Source organism: Litoreibacter halocynthiae (assembly GCF_004365635.1).
GTDB classification, from domain to species: Bacteria; Pseudomonadota; Alphaproteobacteria; order Rhodobacterales; family Rhodobacteraceae; genus Litoreibacter; species Litoreibacter halocynthiae.
The window spans coordinates 125,189-142,675 of record NZ_SOBH01000003.1 but is presented as its reverse complement, the minus strand read 5'-3'; the positions used below and the strand labels follow the sequence as shown (position 1 = coordinate 142,675).

At 59.5% G+C, this 17,487-nt stretch carries 20 protein-coding genes; 12 read left to right on the top strand and 8 right to left on the bottom strand.

The window, feature by feature from the left end:
• Positions 1–10 precede the first annotated feature (10 nt).
• A complete protein-coding gene (gene trxA / locus BDE40_RS12490) occupies positions 11–331 on the top strand; it encodes a thioredoxin (protein ID WP_134014996.1) in 321 nt (106 codons plus the stop codon).
• Positions 332–404: 73 nt separating this feature from the next.
• Here the strand turns inward: trxA and BDE40_RS12485 are convergent, their stop codons facing one another.
• On the bottom strand, positions 405–1,721 hold the full coding sequence (locus BDE40_RS12485; protein ID WP_134014994.1) for an ammonium transporter: 1,317 nt from the start codon (positions 1,719–1,721) through the stop codon (positions 405–407).
• A gap of 13 nt (positions 1,722–1,734) precedes the next feature.
• Positions 1,735–2,187, bottom strand: a complete 453-nt coding sequence (locus BDE40_RS12480; protein WP_162848084.1) for a P-II family nitrogen regulator — start codon at positions 2,185–2,187, stop codon at positions 1,735–1,737.
• A gap of 144 nt (positions 2,188–2,331) precedes the next feature.
• Here BDE40_RS12480 and BDE40_RS12475 point away from each other — a divergent pair, with 144 nt between their 5' ends.
• Positions 2,332–4,542, top strand: a complete 2,211-nt coding sequence (locus BDE40_RS12475) for a transglycosylase domain-containing protein (RefSeq protein ID WP_134014992.1) — start codon at positions 2,332–2,334, stop codon at positions 4,540–4,542.
• On the opposite strand, the gene BDE40_RS12470 is transcribed toward BDE40_RS12475, so the two are convergent.
• Both BDE40_RS12470 and BDE40_RS12465 read right to left on the bottom strand, forming a co-directional pair.
• Entirely contained in the window at positions 4,539–5,132 is a 594-nt protein-coding gene (locus BDE40_RS12470; RefSeq protein WP_134014990.1) for an MlaC/ttg2D family ABC transporter substrate-binding protein, read from the bottom strand. The two genes, BDE40_RS12475 and BDE40_RS12470, sit on opposite strands and share 4 nt — an antisense overlap.
• On the bottom strand, positions 5,125–5,877 hold the full coding sequence (locus BDE40_RS12465; RefSeq protein ID WP_134014988.1) for an MlaA family lipoprotein: 753 nt from the start codon (positions 5,875–5,877) through the stop codon (positions 5,125–5,127). Before BDE40_RS12465 ends, BDE40_RS12470 begins: the two co-directional genes overlap by 8 nt.
• Before the next feature lie 186 nt (positions 5,878–6,063).
• Between BDE40_RS12465 and BDE40_RS12460 the strand changes: the two genes are divergently transcribed.
• Genes BDE40_RS12460 through BDE40_RS12430 form a run of 7 tightly spaced genes read left to right on the top strand, consistent with a single transcriptional unit; the run spans position 6,064 to position 12,705 of the window.
• Positions 6,064–7,800, top strand: a complete 1,737-nt coding sequence (locus BDE40_RS12460; RefSeq protein ID WP_134014986.1) for a type I secretion system permease/ATPase — start codon at positions 6,064–6,066, stop codon at positions 7,798–7,800.
• Complete coding sequence (locus BDE40_RS12455; RefSeq protein ID WP_134014984.1) at positions 7,797–9,098, top strand: HlyD family type I secretion periplasmic adaptor subunit; 1,302 nt, start codon at positions 7,797–7,799, stop codon at positions 9,096–9,098. The genes BDE40_RS12460 and BDE40_RS12455 overlap by 4 nt, the downstream gene beginning before the upstream one ends.
• Positions 9,099–9,110: 12 nt before the next feature.
• On the top strand, positions 9,111–9,575 hold the full coding sequence (locus BDE40_RS12450) for a RidA family protein (protein ID WP_134014982.1): 465 nt from the start codon (positions 9,111–9,113) through the stop codon (positions 9,573–9,575).
• Positions 9,572–10,327, top strand: coding sequence for a glycerophosphodiester phosphodiesterase family protein (locus BDE40_RS12445; protein WP_134014980.1), 756 nt, complete (start codon positions 9,572–9,574; stop codon positions 10,325–10,327). Before BDE40_RS12450 ends, BDE40_RS12445 begins: the two co-directional genes overlap by 4 nt.
• A 30-nt stretch (positions 10,328–10,357) precedes the next feature.
• Positions 10,358–11,563: a GNAT family N-acetyltransferase gene (locus BDE40_RS12440; RefSeq protein ID WP_134014978.1), complete on the top strand. Its 1,206-nt coding sequence runs from the start codon at positions 10,358–10,360 to the stop codon at positions 11,561–11,563.
• Positions 11,560–11,859: a 4a-hydroxytetrahydrobiopterin dehydratase gene (locus tag BDE40_RS12435; RefSeq protein WP_134014976.1), complete on the top strand. Its 300-nt coding sequence runs from the start codon at positions 11,560–11,562 to the stop codon at positions 11,857–11,859. The genes BDE40_RS12440 and BDE40_RS12435 overlap by 4 nt, the downstream gene beginning before the upstream one ends.
• Positions 11,860–12,705: a mechanosensitive ion channel family protein gene (locus tag BDE40_RS12430; RefSeq protein WP_246030449.1), complete on the top strand. Its 846-nt coding sequence runs from the start codon at positions 11,860–11,862 to the stop codon at positions 12,703–12,705.
• 29 nt (positions 12,706–12,734) lie between these two features.
• Here the strand turns inward: BDE40_RS12430 and BDE40_RS12425 are convergent, their stop codons facing one another.
• From BDE40_RS12425 to BDE40_RS12415, 3 genes are all read right to left on the bottom strand, one after another.
• Positions 12,735–13,127, bottom strand: a complete 393-nt coding sequence (locus BDE40_RS12425; RefSeq protein WP_134015955.1) for a GFA family protein — start codon at positions 13,125–13,127, stop codon at positions 12,735–12,737.
• Positions 13,128–13,147: 20 nt separating this feature from the next.
• On the bottom strand, positions 13,148–13,543 hold the full coding sequence (locus BDE40_RS12420) for a hypothetical protein (RefSeq protein ID WP_134014974.1): 396 nt from the start codon (positions 13,541–13,543) through the stop codon (positions 13,148–13,150).
• Between the two features lie 97 nt (positions 13,544–13,640).
• Positions 13,641–14,129: a peroxiredoxin gene (locus BDE40_RS12415; RefSeq protein ID WP_134014972.1), complete on the bottom strand. Its 489-nt coding sequence runs from the start codon at positions 14,127–14,129 to the stop codon at positions 13,641–13,643.
• Positions 14,130–14,208: 79 nt separating this feature from the next.
• On the opposite strand from BDE40_RS12415, the gene BDE40_RS12410 reads away from it, so the two are divergent.
• The 3 genes from BDE40_RS12410 to BDE40_RS12400 are packed head-to-tail and all read left to right on the top strand — an operon-like array spanning position 14,209 to position 16,341.
• Positions 14,209–15,411 carry an NAD(P)/FAD-dependent oxidoreductase gene (locus BDE40_RS12410; RefSeq protein WP_134014970.1) on the top strand — a complete coding sequence of 401 codons (1,203 nt, stop codon included), beginning with the start codon at positions 14,209–14,211 and terminating at the stop codon, positions 15,409–15,411.
• The gene (gene rsmD / locus BDE40_RS12405; protein ID WP_134014968.1) at positions 15,408–15,968 is read left to right on the top strand and encodes a 16S rRNA (guanine(966)-N(2))-methyltransferase RsmD; all 561 of its coding nucleotides are present in this window, start codon (positions 15,408–15,410) and stop codon (positions 15,966–15,968) included. The genes BDE40_RS12410 and rsmD overlap by 4 nt, the downstream gene beginning before the upstream one ends.
• A gap of 28 nt (positions 15,969–15,996) precedes the next feature.
• Complete coding sequence (locus BDE40_RS12400) at positions 15,997–16,341, top strand: ADP-ribosylglycohydrolase (RefSeq protein WP_134014966.1); 345 nt, start codon at positions 15,997–15,999, stop codon at positions 16,339–16,341.
• A gap of 57 nt (positions 16,342–16,398) precedes the next feature.
• On the opposite strand, the gene BDE40_RS12395 is transcribed toward BDE40_RS12400, so the two are convergent.
• Entirely contained in the window at positions 16,399–17,424 is a 1,026-nt protein-coding gene (locus BDE40_RS12395) for a TRAP transporter substrate-binding protein (protein ID WP_134014964.1), read from the bottom strand.
• Positions 17,425–17,487 lie beyond the last annotated feature (63 nt).

Below are 17,487 nucleotides of genomic sequence, written 5' to 3'. Positions count from 1 at the left end.
AGGGCTAAATATGGCCACCGTCGCAGTCACCGATGCAACTTTTGACGCCGAAGTACGCAACTCGGACATCCCGGTCATGGTCGATTTTTGGGCCGAATGGTGTGGCCCTTGCAAGCAGATCGGCCCGGCTTTGGAAGAATTGTCCGCCGAGTACGAAGGCAAAGTGAAAATCGTCAAAGTGAACGTCGACGAGAACCCGAATTCCGCTGCGGCCGTTGGCGTCCGCTCCATTCCGGCGTTGTTTATGTTCAAAAACGGCGAAGTCGTTTCGAACAAAGTTGGCGCAGCTCCGAAATCCGCGTTTGAAGGCTGGATCAAAGAGACCGTCTAAACCGGTTTTCAGTTAGAAACAGGAAAGGGCGCAGCCAGATGGCCGCGCCCTTTTTTTATCGCGTGGCAAATGCCTAGTTGGTGAACTCTGGATAGGCCTCCATACCCAGCTCTGCCATATCGAGCCCCATAACCTCGTCTTCCTCGGACACGCGGATACCGATGGTCGACTTGAGGATGAACCAAATGGCGCCGGACACGATGAAAGTAAACGCACCCACCACAAGGATCGAATAGAGCTGCGTGCCGATGTTGGCGTCGCCGTTTGTGAAGACCACAGCAATGGTACCCCAGATACCCGCCATCAGGTGCACCGGAATGGCACCGACAACATCGTCGATTTTGAGCTTGTCGAGGAAGGGCACCGCGAAGACCACGATTACCCCACCGACGGCACCAATTAGGGTCGCTGCACCCAAGGTCGGGGTCAGTGGTTCCGCCGTGATGGAGACCAGACCGGCCAGCGCGCCGTTCAGAACCATGGTCAGGTCGACCTTCTTATAAAGAAGCTGCGTCAGCAGCAGTGCGGCGACGGCCCCACCAGCTGCGGCGGTGTTGGTGTTGGCAAAGATGCGGCTGATATCGCCGACATTGCCTGCCGTGTTCATGTAAAGTTGCGAGCCACCGTTGAAGCCGAACCAGCCAAGCCACAGGATGAACGTCCCCAGCGTGGCCAACGGCAGGTTGGAGCCCATGAACGGCACCGTGCGGCCGTCCTTGTATTTGCCCAGACGCGGGCCGAGAATCAGGGCACCTGCAAGCGCTGCCCAGCCACCGACGGAGTGAACGACCGTGGAGCCTGCGAAGTCGAGGAAGCCCATGCTGTCAAGGAAACCACCGCCCCATTTCCACGACGCTTGGATCGGGTAGATGAACGCGGTCAGCACGATCACGAAGAACAGGAAGGGCCACAGCTTGATGCGCTCGGCCAATGTGCCGGACACGATGGACGCGGTGGTGGCGCAGAACATCAACTGGAAAAAGAAGTCCGAGCCGACGGAAGCGTAGGTCAGATCGGGCTCGGCGCCGTCAAGGCCGACGGGTTCCAGCGACGCGGTGGAAAATGTGCCGAGGATGCCGTTGATGCTCCAGCCATCGCCCGGATACATCAGGTTGTAACCGATAAGGTAGTAAGCAATCGCCGCCAGCGAGAACAGCGCGATGTTCTTGGTCAACTGCATCGCCACGTTTTTGGAGCGGACCAGACCCGCCTCCAGCATGGCGAAGCCTGCCGCCATCCAGAAGACGAGGAAGCCCGCTACAAGGAACATGAAGGTGTTGAAGATAAAGCCGATTTCAGCGCTGACCGGCAAGGTTTCGGCGTCTTGGGCAAAGCCCGTGGTTGGCAACGCGATCAGCGTGGCAGCGGGTAGAAGGTGAGTGAGTTTCATGTGTTGGGTTCCCTTACAACGCGTCTTCATTGGTTTCGCCGGTGCGCACACGCACGGCCTGCGTCACGTCCAGCACGAGGATTTTGCCATCCCCGATTTTGTCGGTCCGCGCGGTGGTGGTGATGGTCTCGACCACTTGGTCGGCCATGGCGGCGGTCACCGCGATCTCCAGCTTGACCTTGGGCACAAAGTTCACGGCGTATTCCGCACCACGGTAGATTTCGGTGTGACCGGACTGGGAGCCGAAGCCCTTAATCTCGGTCACCATCATCCCGCGCACGCCGATGGCGGTCAGCGCTTCACGGACCTCCTCCAGCTTGAACGGCTTGATTGCTGCAATGATCAGTTTCACTGTCTTCCCCTTCGATTTCACCCCGATACGCAGGGCAGGTCTGGCATCAGGACAGCGAGGAAGAGGGGCGCGCAGCAATGTTTCCCGCCGCGATTTCGGGGCAAATGCTGCCATGCGGCATGAATTTTTGCACAATTTCTAGCCGATGCCCGCGAATTGAGCACAATTGAGACGTGCTCTGCGCAGACTTCCTCTCCACATCTGCGACAAGCCGCCCTATATTGACCCGAACAAAAAGTAGCCTTGAAGCGCAGGTACATGAGCAATTCCGGACGTAAAAAGCCCCCTCTGGTGGCAGAAAAGCGCTATTCCAAGGCGCCCGCAGCGAAGCCGAAACCCAAGGCCAAGCCGAAGCCTCGCGTGACCAAGCGCAAGGCCGCGCCCAAGAAGCGAGGCGTGATCGGGTGGATTTTGTTCCCGTTTGTCTGGACCTTCCGGCTGATCTGGCGTCTGACATGGCGGATCACCGCCGTCGCCGCGATCCTGCTGGCGGCTGCCGTGGCCTATACTTACGCGCAACTGCCCCCTGTGGAGGAACTACTGGACGGGCGGACCCGTGGTTCGGTCACAGTGCTGGACCGCGAGAACGTGGTTTTCGCATGGCGCGGTGACAATTTCGGCGGTGCGGTCCGCGCGGAATCCGTAGCCCCAGCGTTGAAAAACGCCGTGGTCGCGACCGAGGACAAGCGGTTCTACTGGCATCTGGGCATCTCGCCCCGTGGTATCGCATCGGCGATGCGCATCAACATGCGCGAGGGGCGCAAGCCGTGGAAAGGCAACGGCGGCTCTACCCTGACGCAGCAAACGGCCAAGCTGTTGTGCCTTGGTGTGAAGTTTGACCCCACCAAGTGGAAGAACGAAACCGACTACGAATCCGACTGCCGCCGCACCACATTGGCCCGCAAGGGCAAGGAAGCGCTTTATGCCTTGGCGATGGAAGCCAAGTATTCGAAGAACGACATCCTGTCGGTCTACCTGAACCGCGCCTATCTGGGCAGCGGCGCACGCGGGTTCGAGGCCGCATCGCAAATCTACTTCGGCAAACACGCCGCCAAGGTCAGCGTGCCGGAAGCCGCAATGCTGGCGGGCTTGCTGAAAGCCCCGTCCACCTATGCGCCGACCAACAACCTGCAACGCGCCCAAGACCGCGCGGCGACAGTTTTGAAACTGATGCGTGAGCAGGGCTATATTACCTCCTCTGACGAGGCCGCGGCAAATGCCGCCCCTGCGACCCTGTCCAAAGCCGCGCAAGCGCGGGCGGGTGGCTATTTCGTGGATTGGGTGATGGACACCGCGCCCGACTTTCTGGCGAACGATACGACCGAAGACGTTATGATCCGCTCGACATTCGACACGCGTCTGCAAAAAGCCGCGGAAGACGCTCTGGATTACATCTTCGAAGAAAAGGTGCGCGAAGGCTCCGAGGCGCAGGCCGCAATTGTGGTCATGTCCGCCGATGGCGCAGTGCGCGCCATGGTGGGTGGACGTCAGGCCAAGGTCTCTGGCGCGTTCAACCGCGCGGTGCAGGCCAAGCGGCAAACCGGATCGGCGTTCAAGCCATTCGTTTATGCCGCCGCGATGGATTTGGGCTTCCAGTATGACAGCATCGTGGTGGATGAACCCTTCACTATCAACGTCCCCGGCTCGGGCCCCTACACGCCGAAGAACTACACCCGCAACTTCAAAGGCGAAATGACGCTGACCGATGCGCTGGCGCAGTCCATTAACACCGTGGCCGTGAAAGTGTCAGAAGCCGTGGGCCGTGACAACGTGCGCGATGTGGCCGAAAGGTTCGGCATCGACAATGAGTTGGCCGCCGGCCCCGCGCTGGCGCTTGGTGCGTCTGAAAGCACGTTGCTGGAGATGACGGGGGCTTATGCGGGCATCCTGAACGGCGGCCGTGCAGTGTCGCCCTACGGCATCCGCGAGCTGCGCCTGAAGGGTGACCAGAACGCGCTGTTCGGCCAAGGCGGCGGCTACGGCGAGCGGGTTATCACCGAGAGCGCCGCACAACAGCTGACTTATATGATGTACCGCGTCGTCAATGACGGCACGGGGCGCCGCGCCAAACTGGGCGACCGCGAAGTGGCGGGCAAGACCGGCACCACAAGTGCTGCAAAGGATGCTTGGTTCATCGGCTTCACCGCGCAGTATGTGGTCGGTGTCTGGATGGGGTATGACGACAACACCCCGCTGAAAGGCGTGACCGGCGGAGGATTGCCGGCGGAGATCTGGAAAGAGACCATGGTGCGCGTAACGGACGGCCTTCCGGCGGAACCGCTACCGATGATCCGCCCCGCCAACCCGCCCCGAGTCACGCGGCCAGAACCCGTGCAGCAACCACAAGTGGCACAGCGACCACGCGGAAACGGTCGCAGCAATCAGGGTCAGCAAAATCTGGAAAATGTCACCGAGCAGATCATCCGCGACGTGGGCAATCTGCTCGGGAAGCTGTTAGGCGGGAATTAGCCCAGCTTTTTAAGGTCGGCAGTCAAAGCGCCAATATCGCCGCGCCGCTTGTCAAGCATGGCACCGATTTCGGCCCGCTCGGAGGTCAGCGTGTTCACACCTTCAATGATGATGTTGAAGATTTTCGGGCTGCCGGATTTATCGGACACCAGCCAAGTTACCTTGAACGGTGCAGAGCCGCGCAGCTTTGCGGTGGACTGAACCTCCACGTTGCTTTTGGAAGCGCGGGAGCCTTCGACGATGATCTGGCCACCAACGAACTCGTTGAAACGCTTGCCGTATTTGCGGGTGAAGTAGCCCTTGAAGGCCGACACAAAGGCTGACACTTCGGCCTTGCTGGCGCTACGACGCGCTGGACCAAGCGTTGTCAGCGCGATGATGTTCACATCGGCGTAACGCTCGAAGACACGTTCGAAATCACGCAGCATCGCATTCCCGGACTTGCCCGAAGCGATGATTTTATTGATGTCGCCGACCGCGTTCTCGACAAGCTTTTCGGCAGCAGGGCCGGAAATCGCGAAAGCAGGAAGAGGAAGCGTCAACGCAGCAAGGCTGGCGACAAACGCGCGACGGGAAAAGAGGTTATTCATTACCATAGACGGCCTCATAGGGATCAATATAGTCCGGCTGCGCCCCGCCCGAAAGCTTGAAGCGCCGGTTTTGCAGATACAGAAGCCGCGCCTGTGCGTAGCTGTCTTCGCTTTCATATAGAACAGAGTCTACCAAATCTGAATAGCGGTAGCGATCACCAAACCGTGCGGCCACGCTGGCCCCGGTCCCTGCGCTTCGCAGCGGGCCTTCGACCGCAAAATTCAGCGGGTTCATCAGAATGTCGACAACACGGCCAGCGGCATGACGCTCGGTCGAGGGACCAATGAGCGGAAGTTCGAGATACGCCCCCTCAGGCGCGCCCCAGACATGCAGCGTCTCGCCGAAATCTGTGCGTCTGTTTTCCAAACCGGCCTCTGTCGCCACATCCAGCAAACCACCGAACCCGAACGTCGTATTCATAAGGAAACGGAAGGTGTTGTGGCCTGCATTCTCAATGCGGAATTGCAGCAGGTTGTTGAGCACCTGCCCCGGCAGGTTCAGGTTTGAAGCAAAGTTCGACACACCCGTGCGCACCGGAGATGGCACGGCGGAACCGTAGCCGTTCGACGCAGGACGCACCAAGGCTTTATCCAAAGCACGGTTCGCCGCGTGGGTGTCACGGTTTTGCTGTTCAATCGGATCGTCAATGCCGACACCAATAGGCGCAGCGGTGCAACCGGCAACAGCCGCAGCCACCAACACGACAGCAACGCGCTTCAGCAGTACATGTGCAAATTTTGTCATCTTGCCCCCCATCAGGGTCGTCTTAAAGTCCAAGTATCGCGCTATATGAGACGATGTTGCAAAGTTCCAGATGTTCAAGTCACGACCCTTCAATCTTTTGTCGATAGAGGATTGAAAGGCACAATCCTGCCGCCGATTTCACAATGCACTGGCGCGAGACAGTAAAAATGGGGTTAAAACTCTCGCATGAGAAGAGAGCAAAATCACCTTGGCCGGGCTGAACTGACCGCCGCACGCCGCGAAAGCCGCCCGTTATTCGTCGCGGCCTTCATTTTCAGCATTTTTGTTAACCTCCTGATGTTAACTGGCCCGCTTTACATGCTGCAGGTCTATGACCGTGTCCTCGGCTCCCGCTCCGAGGAAACACTCGTCGCCCTCTCAATACTTGTGGTGTTCCTTTACGCTATGATGGGCATATTGGATTATGCCCGCGGACGCATCCTATCACGGATCGGCGCGCGTTTTCAGGACAAACTCGACCGCCGTGTCTTTTCCGCGATGCAGCGCAAGTCCAATCTTGCCCCGCAATCGGGTGACAACAACACCGGCTTGCGCGATTTGGAATCGGTGCAGACCCTGCTGTCATCGCCGGCATTGCTGGCCTTGTTCGACATGCCTTGGACGCCGTTCTTCGTTGCCGCCATTTTCATCTTTCACCCCTGGTTGGGATATCTGGCCGTCGCCGGTGGCACGCTTCTGGTGATCCTGACATTGGTCAACCAGCGCACTACCCGCCAGCCGCAACTGGAAGCCGGAATATCCGGCCTTCAGGCGAACCGGTTATCCGACGAAATCATGGAAGAAACCGAAGTCATCGCAGGCCTTGGGATGCGTGGGGCCAGCTTTGACCGCTGGCAAAAGTTCCGGTCGGAATCCTTGCAAAAGTCCATCCTGAAAGCCGACCGCGCGGGCGCGATCAGCGCCACCACAAAGACGCTACGGCTGTTCTTGCAGTCTGCAATGCTTGGCCTTGGTGCCTATCTGGTCCTGCAAAATGAAATGACGGCGGGCGCAATGATCGCGGGCTCTATCCTATTGGGTCGCGCACTTGCGCCGATCGAAATGGCAATCGGGCAATGGGCCTTGGTGCAACGCGCTTTGATGGGATGGGACAGTCTCAAGGCGTTGCTATCCGAAGTCGCGGTTCTGCCGCCCCGCACCCCGCTGCCGCGCCCCGAGGCGCATCTGCGCGGCGAACAGATCACCGTTATTCCACCGGGCGAAAAGCAGGCCACATTGCGCATGGTGTCGTTTGAACTGCCAGCCGGTCAGGCCATGGGCGTGATCGGGCCGTCCGGCGCGGGCAAATCCACGCTGGCCAAGGCGCTGACGGGCATCTGGCCGACCGCGGGTGGCAAAATCCGCCTTGGGGGGGCCGCGCTGGACCAATACGACCCTGACACATTGGGAAGCCATATTGGATATCTGCCGCAGAAAGTGACCCTGTTTGACGGCACGATCGGCGAAAATATCGCGCGGCTGCAGGCCAACGCCGATCCTGAGGCAATCATCAAGGCCGCGCAAAAGGCGGACGCCCATGATCTGATCCTGCGCCAACCAAACGGTTACGACACGCATATCTCGGCCACGCGCGGGCGGATGTCAGGCGGCGAGTTGCAGCGGATCGGGCTGGCGCGAGCGCTGTTCGGGGAGCCGGTTTTGCTGGTCCTGGACGAGCCGAACTCCAACCTCGACAATAACGGGTCGCTGGCCCTAAACACTGCCATCCGCGCAATGAAGGCGGACGGCGGGTCGATCATCATCATGGCCCATCGCCCGTCCGCCATCTCTGAATGCGAGCTTTTGATGGTTCTAGAACAAGGCCAGCGCCGCGCCTTCGGCCCCCGCGACGAAGTTCTGCGGGGCACGGTTGCAAACCATGAGACCATTGCCAAAAAACCCGGTCCAGGAGGTGTGTCATGAGTGGCGCGAACAAATGGTCCGCCCGCACCCCCGTCAGCATAGGCCTGCTGGCTTTGGTGGTCTTACTGGGCGGGTTTGGCCTGTGGGCTGTCGAAGCCAACATCTCTGGCGCAATTATCGCGCCGGGGCGCATCGAGGTCGACCAGAACCGTCAGGTGCTACAACATCCCGATGGCGGTGTGGTCGCAGCGGTGCCGGTGCGAGAAGGGGATCGCGTCAAAAAAGGCGATCTACTGGTCAAGCTGGACGACACGCGACTGCGCTCCGAACTGCTGATCGTCGAAGGTCAGCTGTTTGAAATCCTCGCGAGGAATGGCCGGTTGAAGGCTGAACGTGACGAAACAGATAAGATCACGTTTGACCCGCTGCTTCTGGACGCCGCGCAACGCCGCCCGCAACTTCTGGAACTGATCGACGGGCAACAACTGCTGTTCGAGACGCGCGTGTCTTCGGCGAACCAAGCGATCGAGCAGCTTGAAAAACGCAAGGCTCAAATCGACAATCAGGTGGACGGCGTCCGCGCGCAGCAACAAGCGCTGGAGACGCAGCTCGACTTGCTGCAAGAAGAACTGCTGACCCAGCAAGACCTGCTCGAAAAAGGGTTGGCACAATCCAGCCGCGTATTGGCGCTGCGTCGTGAAGATGCGCGGCTGCGTGGGACGGTAGGTGAACTGACCGCCTCCGCCGCCGAAAACGAAGGCCGCATCACCGAGATCGACCTTGAAATCCTGCGCCTTGCCACCCAGCGCAAGGAAGAGGCGATCACCCAACTGCGTGACCTGCAATACCGCGAATTTGAACTGCGCGAACAACGCCTGTCGTTGCAGGAACGCCTGTCGCGACTTGATATTACAGCACCGGTTTCAGGGCTGATTTTCGGCCTCACGGTATTTGCAGAACGCGCGGTTATCAAACCCGCCGAAGCGCTGATGTTTATCGTACCGCAAGACCGCCCGATGGTGATCACCGGTGAGATTGAGCCGATCCATGTGGATGAGGTCTATCTGGGGCAAGACGTCACCCTACGCTTTGCCACCTTTGACGCCCGCACCACGCCGGAGGTATTCGGCACCGTCTCGTCCATCTCTGGCGACGCATTCCGCGACGAGGCAACGGGCCGTAGCTTCTACCGTGTCGAGATGACTTTGAAAGAAGGCGAGATCGACCGCTTGGGCGATGTGGACCTTGTGCCGGGTATGCCTGTGGACGGATTCATCCGCACCGCCGACAGATCACCGATGACATATCTGCTGAAACCTTTTACCGATTACTTCAATCGCGCCTTCCGCGAAACCTGAATGGAGATCACCATGTCACATTACGAAACCCGCCTTGCCGAACTTGGCGTCACCCTGCCCGACGCCCCAGCCCCCGCCGCCAATTATGTGCCGAGCGTTATTGTCGGCGACACAGTGTATATCTCCGGCCAGATCAGCCAGAACGACGACGGGTTCATCACCGGAAAAATCGGTGCAGACCTGACCGCCCAGCAAGGTGCCGCAGCCGCCCGCACCTGCGCAATCTCGCTTCTGGCGCAACTGAAAGCCGCCTGCGGCGGTGACCTCAGCCGCCTGGTGCGTGTTGTGAAACTGACCGGCTTCGTGAACTCCACGCCCGATTTCACCGAGCAGCCGAAGGTTATCAACGGCGCGTCGGATTTCCTTGTTGAAGCCTTGGGTGACGCTGGCAAACACGCCCGTTCTGCCGTCAGTGCCGGCGCGTTGCCCTTCAATGTCGCCGTCGAGATCGAAGGCATTTTCCAGATCAATACATGACCCTGCCCGCCGCGTTCTTTGCCCGTCCGATCACACATCGGGGGTTGCACGACCGCTCCAAGGGCGTGATCGAAAACTCCATGTCGGCCTTCAAGGCCGCCATCGACGCGGGCTACGGGATCGAGCTGGACGTGCAATTGTCTTTCGATGGGCAAGCCATGGTGTTCCATGATTACGACATGGCCCGCCTGACCGGCAAGGGCGGGCCTATCCAGACCCGCACGGCGGAAACCGTGCGGGGCATGACGCTCAGCGACAGTGACGACACGATCTTTGACCTGCAAGCCGTGCTGGAACTTGTCGCCGGTCGCGTCCCGCTGCTTATCGAGTTGAAGGATCAGGACGGTTCCATGGGTCCAAATATCGGCCCTTTGGAACGCGCTGTGGCCGACGCCCTGAGCACCTACCAAGGCGACGCAGCGGTCATGTCTTTCAACCCGCACTCCACAAAGATGATGTCCGAGCTTAGCCCCAACCGCCCCCGCGGATTGGTCACAAGCGCCTACAAACCGTCCGACTGGGCACCCCTTTCAACCAAGGTTTGCGACCATTTGCGCGAAATTCCTGACTACGAATGGAGCACGGCGTCCTTTATCTCTCATGAAGCGCCAGACCTCACCCGCCCACGCGTGGCGGAGCTGAAGTCACAAGGCGCTCAAATCCTCTGCTGGACGATCAAAAGCCAAGCGCAGGCGGATGAAGCATTGAAATTCGCGCAAAACATCACCTTCGAGGGGTTCATCCCCGCTTGACCCTGCATCTTGAAGGCCCATCTTTCAGTCATGCATGACGGGACCGATGATAAGGCGGAGACGCAGATAGAGATCAGCGTCATCGCGAGCCTCACGCAGATTGATGCCGCCGACTGGGACGCCTGTGCTTGCCCGGAGGCCGCAGATGGCCGCCTCGTCGATCCATTTACAACGCATCGGTTTCTGCTGGCTCTGGAACGCTCCGGCTCTGTTGGCGCTGGCACGGGGTGGCAGCCGCAATACCTGCTCGCCCGCCAGAACGGCACACTGATCGGCGCAGCGCCGCTTTACGCCAAAAACCATTCGCAGGGCGAATACATCTTCGACCACAACTGGGCGCATGCCTTCGAGCGCGCAGGCGGAAACTACTACCCCAAGCTGCAAATGGCCGTTCCGCATACCCCCGCCACAGGGCGCAGGCTGTTGGTGAAGCCCGAATTCGAGGCAGTAGCGCAATCTGCGCTGGTGCAAGGTGCTGTGCAACTGGCGTCACAAAACCACGTCTCCTCCCTGCACATCACGTTTTGCACTGAGGACGAGGCCGATGCAGGTACGCAAATGGGTCTGATGCCAAGGCTCAGCCAGCAGTTCCACTGGGTGTCGGGCGGGTACAAGACCTTCGACGATTTCCTTGCCTCGCTGTCGGCGCGTAAGCGCAAAAACATCCGCCGCGAACGCGCACAGGCCGCGAAGTTCGGCGGCACCATCCATGCCCTGACCGGCGACCAGATCCAGCCTGAACATTGGGACGCCTTCTGGCTGTTCTACCAAGACACCGGCGCGCGCAAATGGGGGACACCCTACCTCACCCGCGCGTTCTTCGACGAGGCGCAAGCGAACCTGCGCGACGACATGGTTTTGCTGCTGGCGGAACGTGACGGGCAGTTCATCGCGGGCGCGCTGAACTTCATTGGGCGCGACACCCTCTATGGCCGCTACTGGGGCTGCCTAGAGGACCACCCCTGCCTGCATTTCGAGCTGTGCTATTATCAGGCTATCGACTGGGCGATTACCCACGGGTTGACCCGCGTTGAGGCCGGCGCGCAAGGCGCACACAAACTGGCACGGGGGTATCTGCCTGTCGCCACCCATTCGCTGCACTGGATTGCCGATGAAGGCTTCCGCGACGCGGTCCAGCAGTTTCTTGATGCAGAACGGACCGCCATCGACGAGGATATCGAGATCATGACCGAATACGGCCCGTTCAAGAAATCTGATCAAAAGGTGGACCCATGACCGACGCCCTCAGCGACGACGCACGCGAAACCGATCTTCAGGAGCTGTTGCAAAACGGGTGGGAAACGCATCCCGATCGCGACGCCATCACAAAAACCTATAAATTTCGGAACTTTATCGATGCATTCGGGTTTGTGTCCCGAGCCGCCATCCATGCGGAAAAGCTGAACCACCACCCCGAGTGGTCCAATGTCTACAACAAAGTGGCGGTCACCTTGATCACCCATGACGTCGACGGCCTTTCCCCGCTGGATGTGAAGCTGGCTCGGATTATGGACCGACTGCGAGAGAGTTAAGTGGAAGAATTACTGAAGACCGAAATCTGGAACGGCAAAAGCATTGCCGATTATCTCACCCTCGACATGATGGTCTCCATCGTTGGCAGTATCGCCAGCGCAATCGCCATTCTGGTGATTGCATTGCTGGTGTCAGGCTGGATCAGTCGCCGCATACGCTCGATTGGCGAGAACCACGCCAAGCTGGACGACACCCTGTTCAATTTTCTGTCGAACATCGCCCGCTATGTGGTGATGGCCTTCGCGATCCTGTTCGTGCTGAACACGTTCGGAATCCAGACCACCTCCATGGTTGCGGCAATCGGTGCTGCTGGCTTGGCGATTGGTTTGGCCTTGCAAGGCACCCTGTCCAATGTTGCGGCGGGCGTGATGCTCATCCTGTTCCGCCCGATCAAGGTGGGCGACTTCGTCGAGATCAACGACAAGAGCGGCACGGTAAAGGATGTCACCCTGAACTTTGTTGAGATGGCATCGCTGTCGAATACGCAGGTGATTGTTCCGAACTCCGAAGTCTGGGGCAACACGATCACCAACTACTCCGTCTACCCGACCCGCCGCGCGGAATGGACATTTGGCGTCGGTTACGGCGTCAATCTGGCGAAGGCCGAACAAGTCATCCGCGACACCATCATGGCCGACGAGCGCGCCCGCACGGACCCCGAACCGTTCATTCAGGTCAACAACCTCGGCGGCAGCTCCGTCGATTTTCTGGTACGCGTCTGGTGCGACCGGACGGATTATCTGGCCTTCAAGACAGACATGACCCGCAAGGTCAAAGAGGCGCTGGACGAGGCGGATATCGACATCCCGTTTCCAACCCGCACGATTGTCAGTCAGGCGTCCTGACGAAAGAAGGTCCCGTGATTTCGCGGGGCCTACTCTTCACGTCTCTCTGGCCTGCTCCGGCCGCGTTCATATCGCGCCAATTCCGGAAACTGCGGTAACCATGCCTCACGGCGAACGGTCCAGCATTCATAGGTGGGCCTCAACTGGTCCGGCGCATCAAGCGCCCCCAAATGCAATTCAACCTCGTCGGCACTGCGCGCGAAGACGGATGAGCCACATTGGGGGCAGAAGAACCTTTGCTCGTACTCTCGTGTCTCACCATGAATTTGAACCGCGGCCTGCGGAAACACCGCTGCCGCATAGAACAACGCTCCGTGGTGTTTTCGGCAATCAAGGCAATGACAGATCCCGACGCGGTACGGGCGCCCCGAAGCTACAAACCGGACCTTGCCGCATAGGCATCCGCCCGCCAGTCGGTCCAGCGCCTGTTCACCAACCTCGCTCAGACTGCCACCCGTTGCAGATGATCGCAGACAATGGTGACTGTCTCGGCATTTGCCGAGCGTTCGGGGGCAATAAGCCTGCCCCGAAAGCGTGATGCGACACCGCCGCGAGCGTTGGTCGCGGTCAGGATCAGCATGCGTCCGACAGCGCTCCGCAGTTTCTGAGCGGCAGATTTGCCGATATCTGCGGTCTTGACCCGCACCGCGACAGGGCCGTAGCCGACTGTTTTCTGTACAGCGTGGGTCAGCTCATGGGCGAGAAGCTTGCGGGGCGTTGTTCTCGGAGTGACATCAACCTTGGTCGATATCCCCTGCAATTCGGAGAAACTCGCAACCTCGACTCCATCGACCGAGATCGAGAACCGCGAGGCGGCAACTGGTGTTTTATTGGGCATGGAATGATCTCTTTCACAATTGAATGAACAGATCGTACCATGAAATCGCCTTTATCCCAACGGACCGTCGCCGCCCGCTTGTCAGGGCCTTCGCCCCTTACAAACTCGCCAGCAGTGCTTCGCCGCCCGACACTTCACACTGGCCGGGGTTTTCCTCGGCTTGCAGGACTTTCACCACGCCGTCATCCGCATACATCGCGTAGCGTTTGGAGCGGGCGATCAGGCCCGCGGGCGGAGCGTCGAAATCCATGCCGATGGCCTTTGTGAATTCGGACCCTGCGTCCGACAGCATAGTCAGGCCCGCCTCGGTGGCGCCGGTCGCCTCGCCCCATGCCTTCATCACGAACGGGTCGTTGACCGACACGCAGATGATCTCGTCCACGCCCTTGGCGTCGAATTCACCCTTGGTGCGGATGAAGCTGGGGACGTGGGCGGAATGACAGGTCGGCGTATAGGCCCCCGGCACCGCAAAGATCACGACCTTGCGGCCTTTGGTCAGGCTGGACAGGGAAACCGCTTCGGGCCCCTCGGCTCCGAGGCGGATAAGATTTACGTCGGGCAGTGTGTCGCCGGTAGAAATAGCCATGTCGATTTCCCTGATTGAGTTCTGGTTACCCATGCATATAGGTTCTTACCGAACGCTAGACCAGAAAAAGGCAGTCTGCATGAGCCATATTATCGTGATCGGGGCGGGGCAGGCCGGATCATCCCTGACCGCCAAGTTGCGCAACTCAGGCTTTGACGGGGACATCACGCTGATCGGGACCGAAACCGTGCCACCCTACCAGCGCCCGCCATTGTCCAAGGCCTATCTGCTGGGTGAAATGGAGAAAGAACGCCTGTTCCTGCGCCCCGAGCAATTCTATGCGGATCAGAATATTACCCTACGCCTTGGCGCGCCTGTGACGGCCATAGACCGCGCGGCCAAGACAGTCACCGTCGCGGGGGAGACGCTGAACTACGACCAACTCGCGCTGACCACCGGCTCCAACCCGCGCCACCTGCCCGCCAGCATTGGCGGTGCTTTGCACGGCGTACATGTCGTGCGCAGCCTGGATGATGTGGACGCCATGGGCGCCGAAATGGCCCCCGGCAAACGCGCCTTGATCGTCGGTGGCGGATATATCGGGCTGGAAGCGGCCGCGGTGGCCTCCAAGATGGGGCTGAAGGTCACCGTGATCGAAATGGCCGACCGCATCCTGCAACGGGTCGCGGCCCCCGAAACCTCCGGCTACTTCCGCAAGCTGCACGAAGCACATGGCGTCGATATCCGCGAAGGCGTCGGGCTGGACCGCTTGTTGGGCGAGTCCCATGTCAGCGGTGCAAAGCTGACCGATGGCAGCCATATCGATGTAGATATGGTGATCGTCGGCGTCGGCATCACACCGGGTGACGCACTTGCGGCAGACGCTGGTCTGACCATCAATAATGGCATCGAAACGGACACCCATGGCCGCACCTCCGACCCCGATATCTGGGCTGCGGGCGACTGCGCCTCCTTCCCGTGGCAAGGCGGGCGCATACGGCTGGAATCGGTGCAGAACGCCATCGACCAGGCAGAACTGGTGGCCGAGAACATCATGGGCGCGGGCAAGGACTATTTGCCGATGCCGTGGTTCTGGTCCGACCAATACGACGTCAAATTGCAGATCGCGGGGCTGAACACCGGCTACGACAAAATCGCCGTGCGCCACATCGATGATGCAGTGTCCTACTGGTATTACAAAGGCGACAAACTGCTCGCGGTCGACGCGATGAACGATCCGCGCAGCTACATGATCGGCAAGCGTCTGATAGAGGCGGGCAAAAGCCCCTCGGCGGATTTGGTCAGCGACCCTGACACGGACATGAAGGCGCTGCTCAGGTGAGGATCATCGGCGGCACCCACCGCTCCGTCGCACTGACGCCTGTGGGCAAAGGCGACGAGGCGGGCCACCTGCGTCCCACCACCGACCGCATCCGCGAAAGCCTGTTCAATGTGCTGGCGGGTGGCCGCTTTGGCGACCCCCTCACCGATGCGCGGGTGCTGGACCTGTTCGCAGGCACCGGCGCGCTTGGGTTGGAGGCTTTGTCTCGCGGGGCCGCGCAGGTCTGCTTTATCGAAAAGGGCCGCTCGGGCTACAAGATCCTGAGCAAGAACATCGCCAAACTGCGCGCGGGCGAGGTCACCAACGCCCTCACATGGGACGCCACCCGCCTGCCCGCGAACCCCTACAAGCCCTTCGATCTGGTGTTTCTGGACCCGCCCTATGGCAAAGCGCTTGGACCCGCAGCGCTCATCTGCGCCAAGGCGCAGGGCTGGATTGCCGACGACGCGCTGATTGTCTGGGAAGAGGACAGCCCGCAAGCCGCCCCCGAGGGTTTCGCGCTGCTGGAGAGCAAAAAATACGGCTCCACCAACATCACGTTTATGGAACCCGCATGACACCGGTCGCATCATCCGGATTGTCGGCATGACCGACACCCCCGATCATTTCTGCCCGGGTTGTGGTGTCGCCCGAAAAAGCTTCCCGCGCTACGCTTGGCACTTTTGCTCCGATTGCTGCGAACAAGCGACCAATGGTAGCGGGCGACAAGTGGAATGCACCAATGTCAGCATGTCGGGAGGCTTCCAATGGCGGTATATCGGGACCGATGATTGGACAACCTGCCGTGGTCTTTACTGCTACATTCTGAATCGCGACGTGTACCTTACCGAGGCGCGCTTTGGTGGCATCGTGGCACAACCGCTGCTTTCACGGCATCGCGCGACGGACACTGAAGGCTTGTTCAAATCCATCGACATTCGCAATGACTAATGAAAAAGCCGCCCCGAAATTCGGAGCGGCTGGGTATATTACTGGTTACTCAGGTAATTACCGACCTTCAGCAACAAACGCTTTGGCGTCTTCAACAAGCGCTGCGCCATCAAGGCCTTTTTCGGTCGCCTCAACAATCCACTCGGCGGTGACTTCCTCGCCCAGCGCCATGATGCGGGCGGTTTCTTCCTCGGACAGAACCCCGATTTCGTTGCCGTCAGCAGTCATCACCTGCTTGCCAACCACGTCGCCCTCGTCATGGGCCCGACCAGCCCAAGCGGAAGCAAACTCGCCGGAATTGGCGTCAATTATTGCCTTCAAATCAGCGGGCAGGCTGTCGTATCTGTCCTTGTTCATCGCCCAGATGAAATAAAGGTTATAGAGCGCCTGATCCCCCGCCACATCGGTGTGGCTGTCGGTCAATTCGTCCAGCTTCAGAGAGGGCGACATTTCCCACGTGATCACGCCACCATCCACGACACCTTTTGACAGCGCCTCGGGGAAGGCCGGAACCGGCATGCCGATAGGCGTGGCCCCCATCTTGTTCAAAAGCAGCGTCGCAGGGCGCGACGGGCCGCGCAGCTTCAGGCCTTTGAAATCCTCGACCGTTTTGATCGACGGGCCTTTCTTGTGCACGATCCCCGGCCCGTGCATGTGGGCCGCTATCAGGTGGACGTCTTTGAAGTCGTCCATCAGGTATTTTTGTGTAAATTTCCACGCGGCCACAGATGCGGCCTCGCCGGATTTGGTGGTCATGAAGGGCAGCTCCATGGCCTCCGCCTCGGGGAAGCGACCGGGCTGGTAGCCGGGGATCACCCAGCCGCCATCCACCGCGCCGTCGCGGATCAGGTCATACTGGTTCGGGGCTTTGCCGCCCAACTGCATGAACGGGTAAAGTTCCACCTTGATGCGGCCACCCGAGTCCTTCTCGATCTTGTCCGCCCATGGCTGCATGAAATACGTTGGGTTCGCCGATTTGGGGGACACGAAGTGCTGGAAACGCAGTGTCACGTCCTGTGCGAAGGCCGTCGAGGCGCTTGCCATGGTGATAAGGGCGAAAGTTGTAGTTTTTAGAAAGGTCATCTTAAGACCTCCTTTTGCAAGATCGGTTGGCGAAGCTTTAGCTGCATCGCAGCAAATATGTAA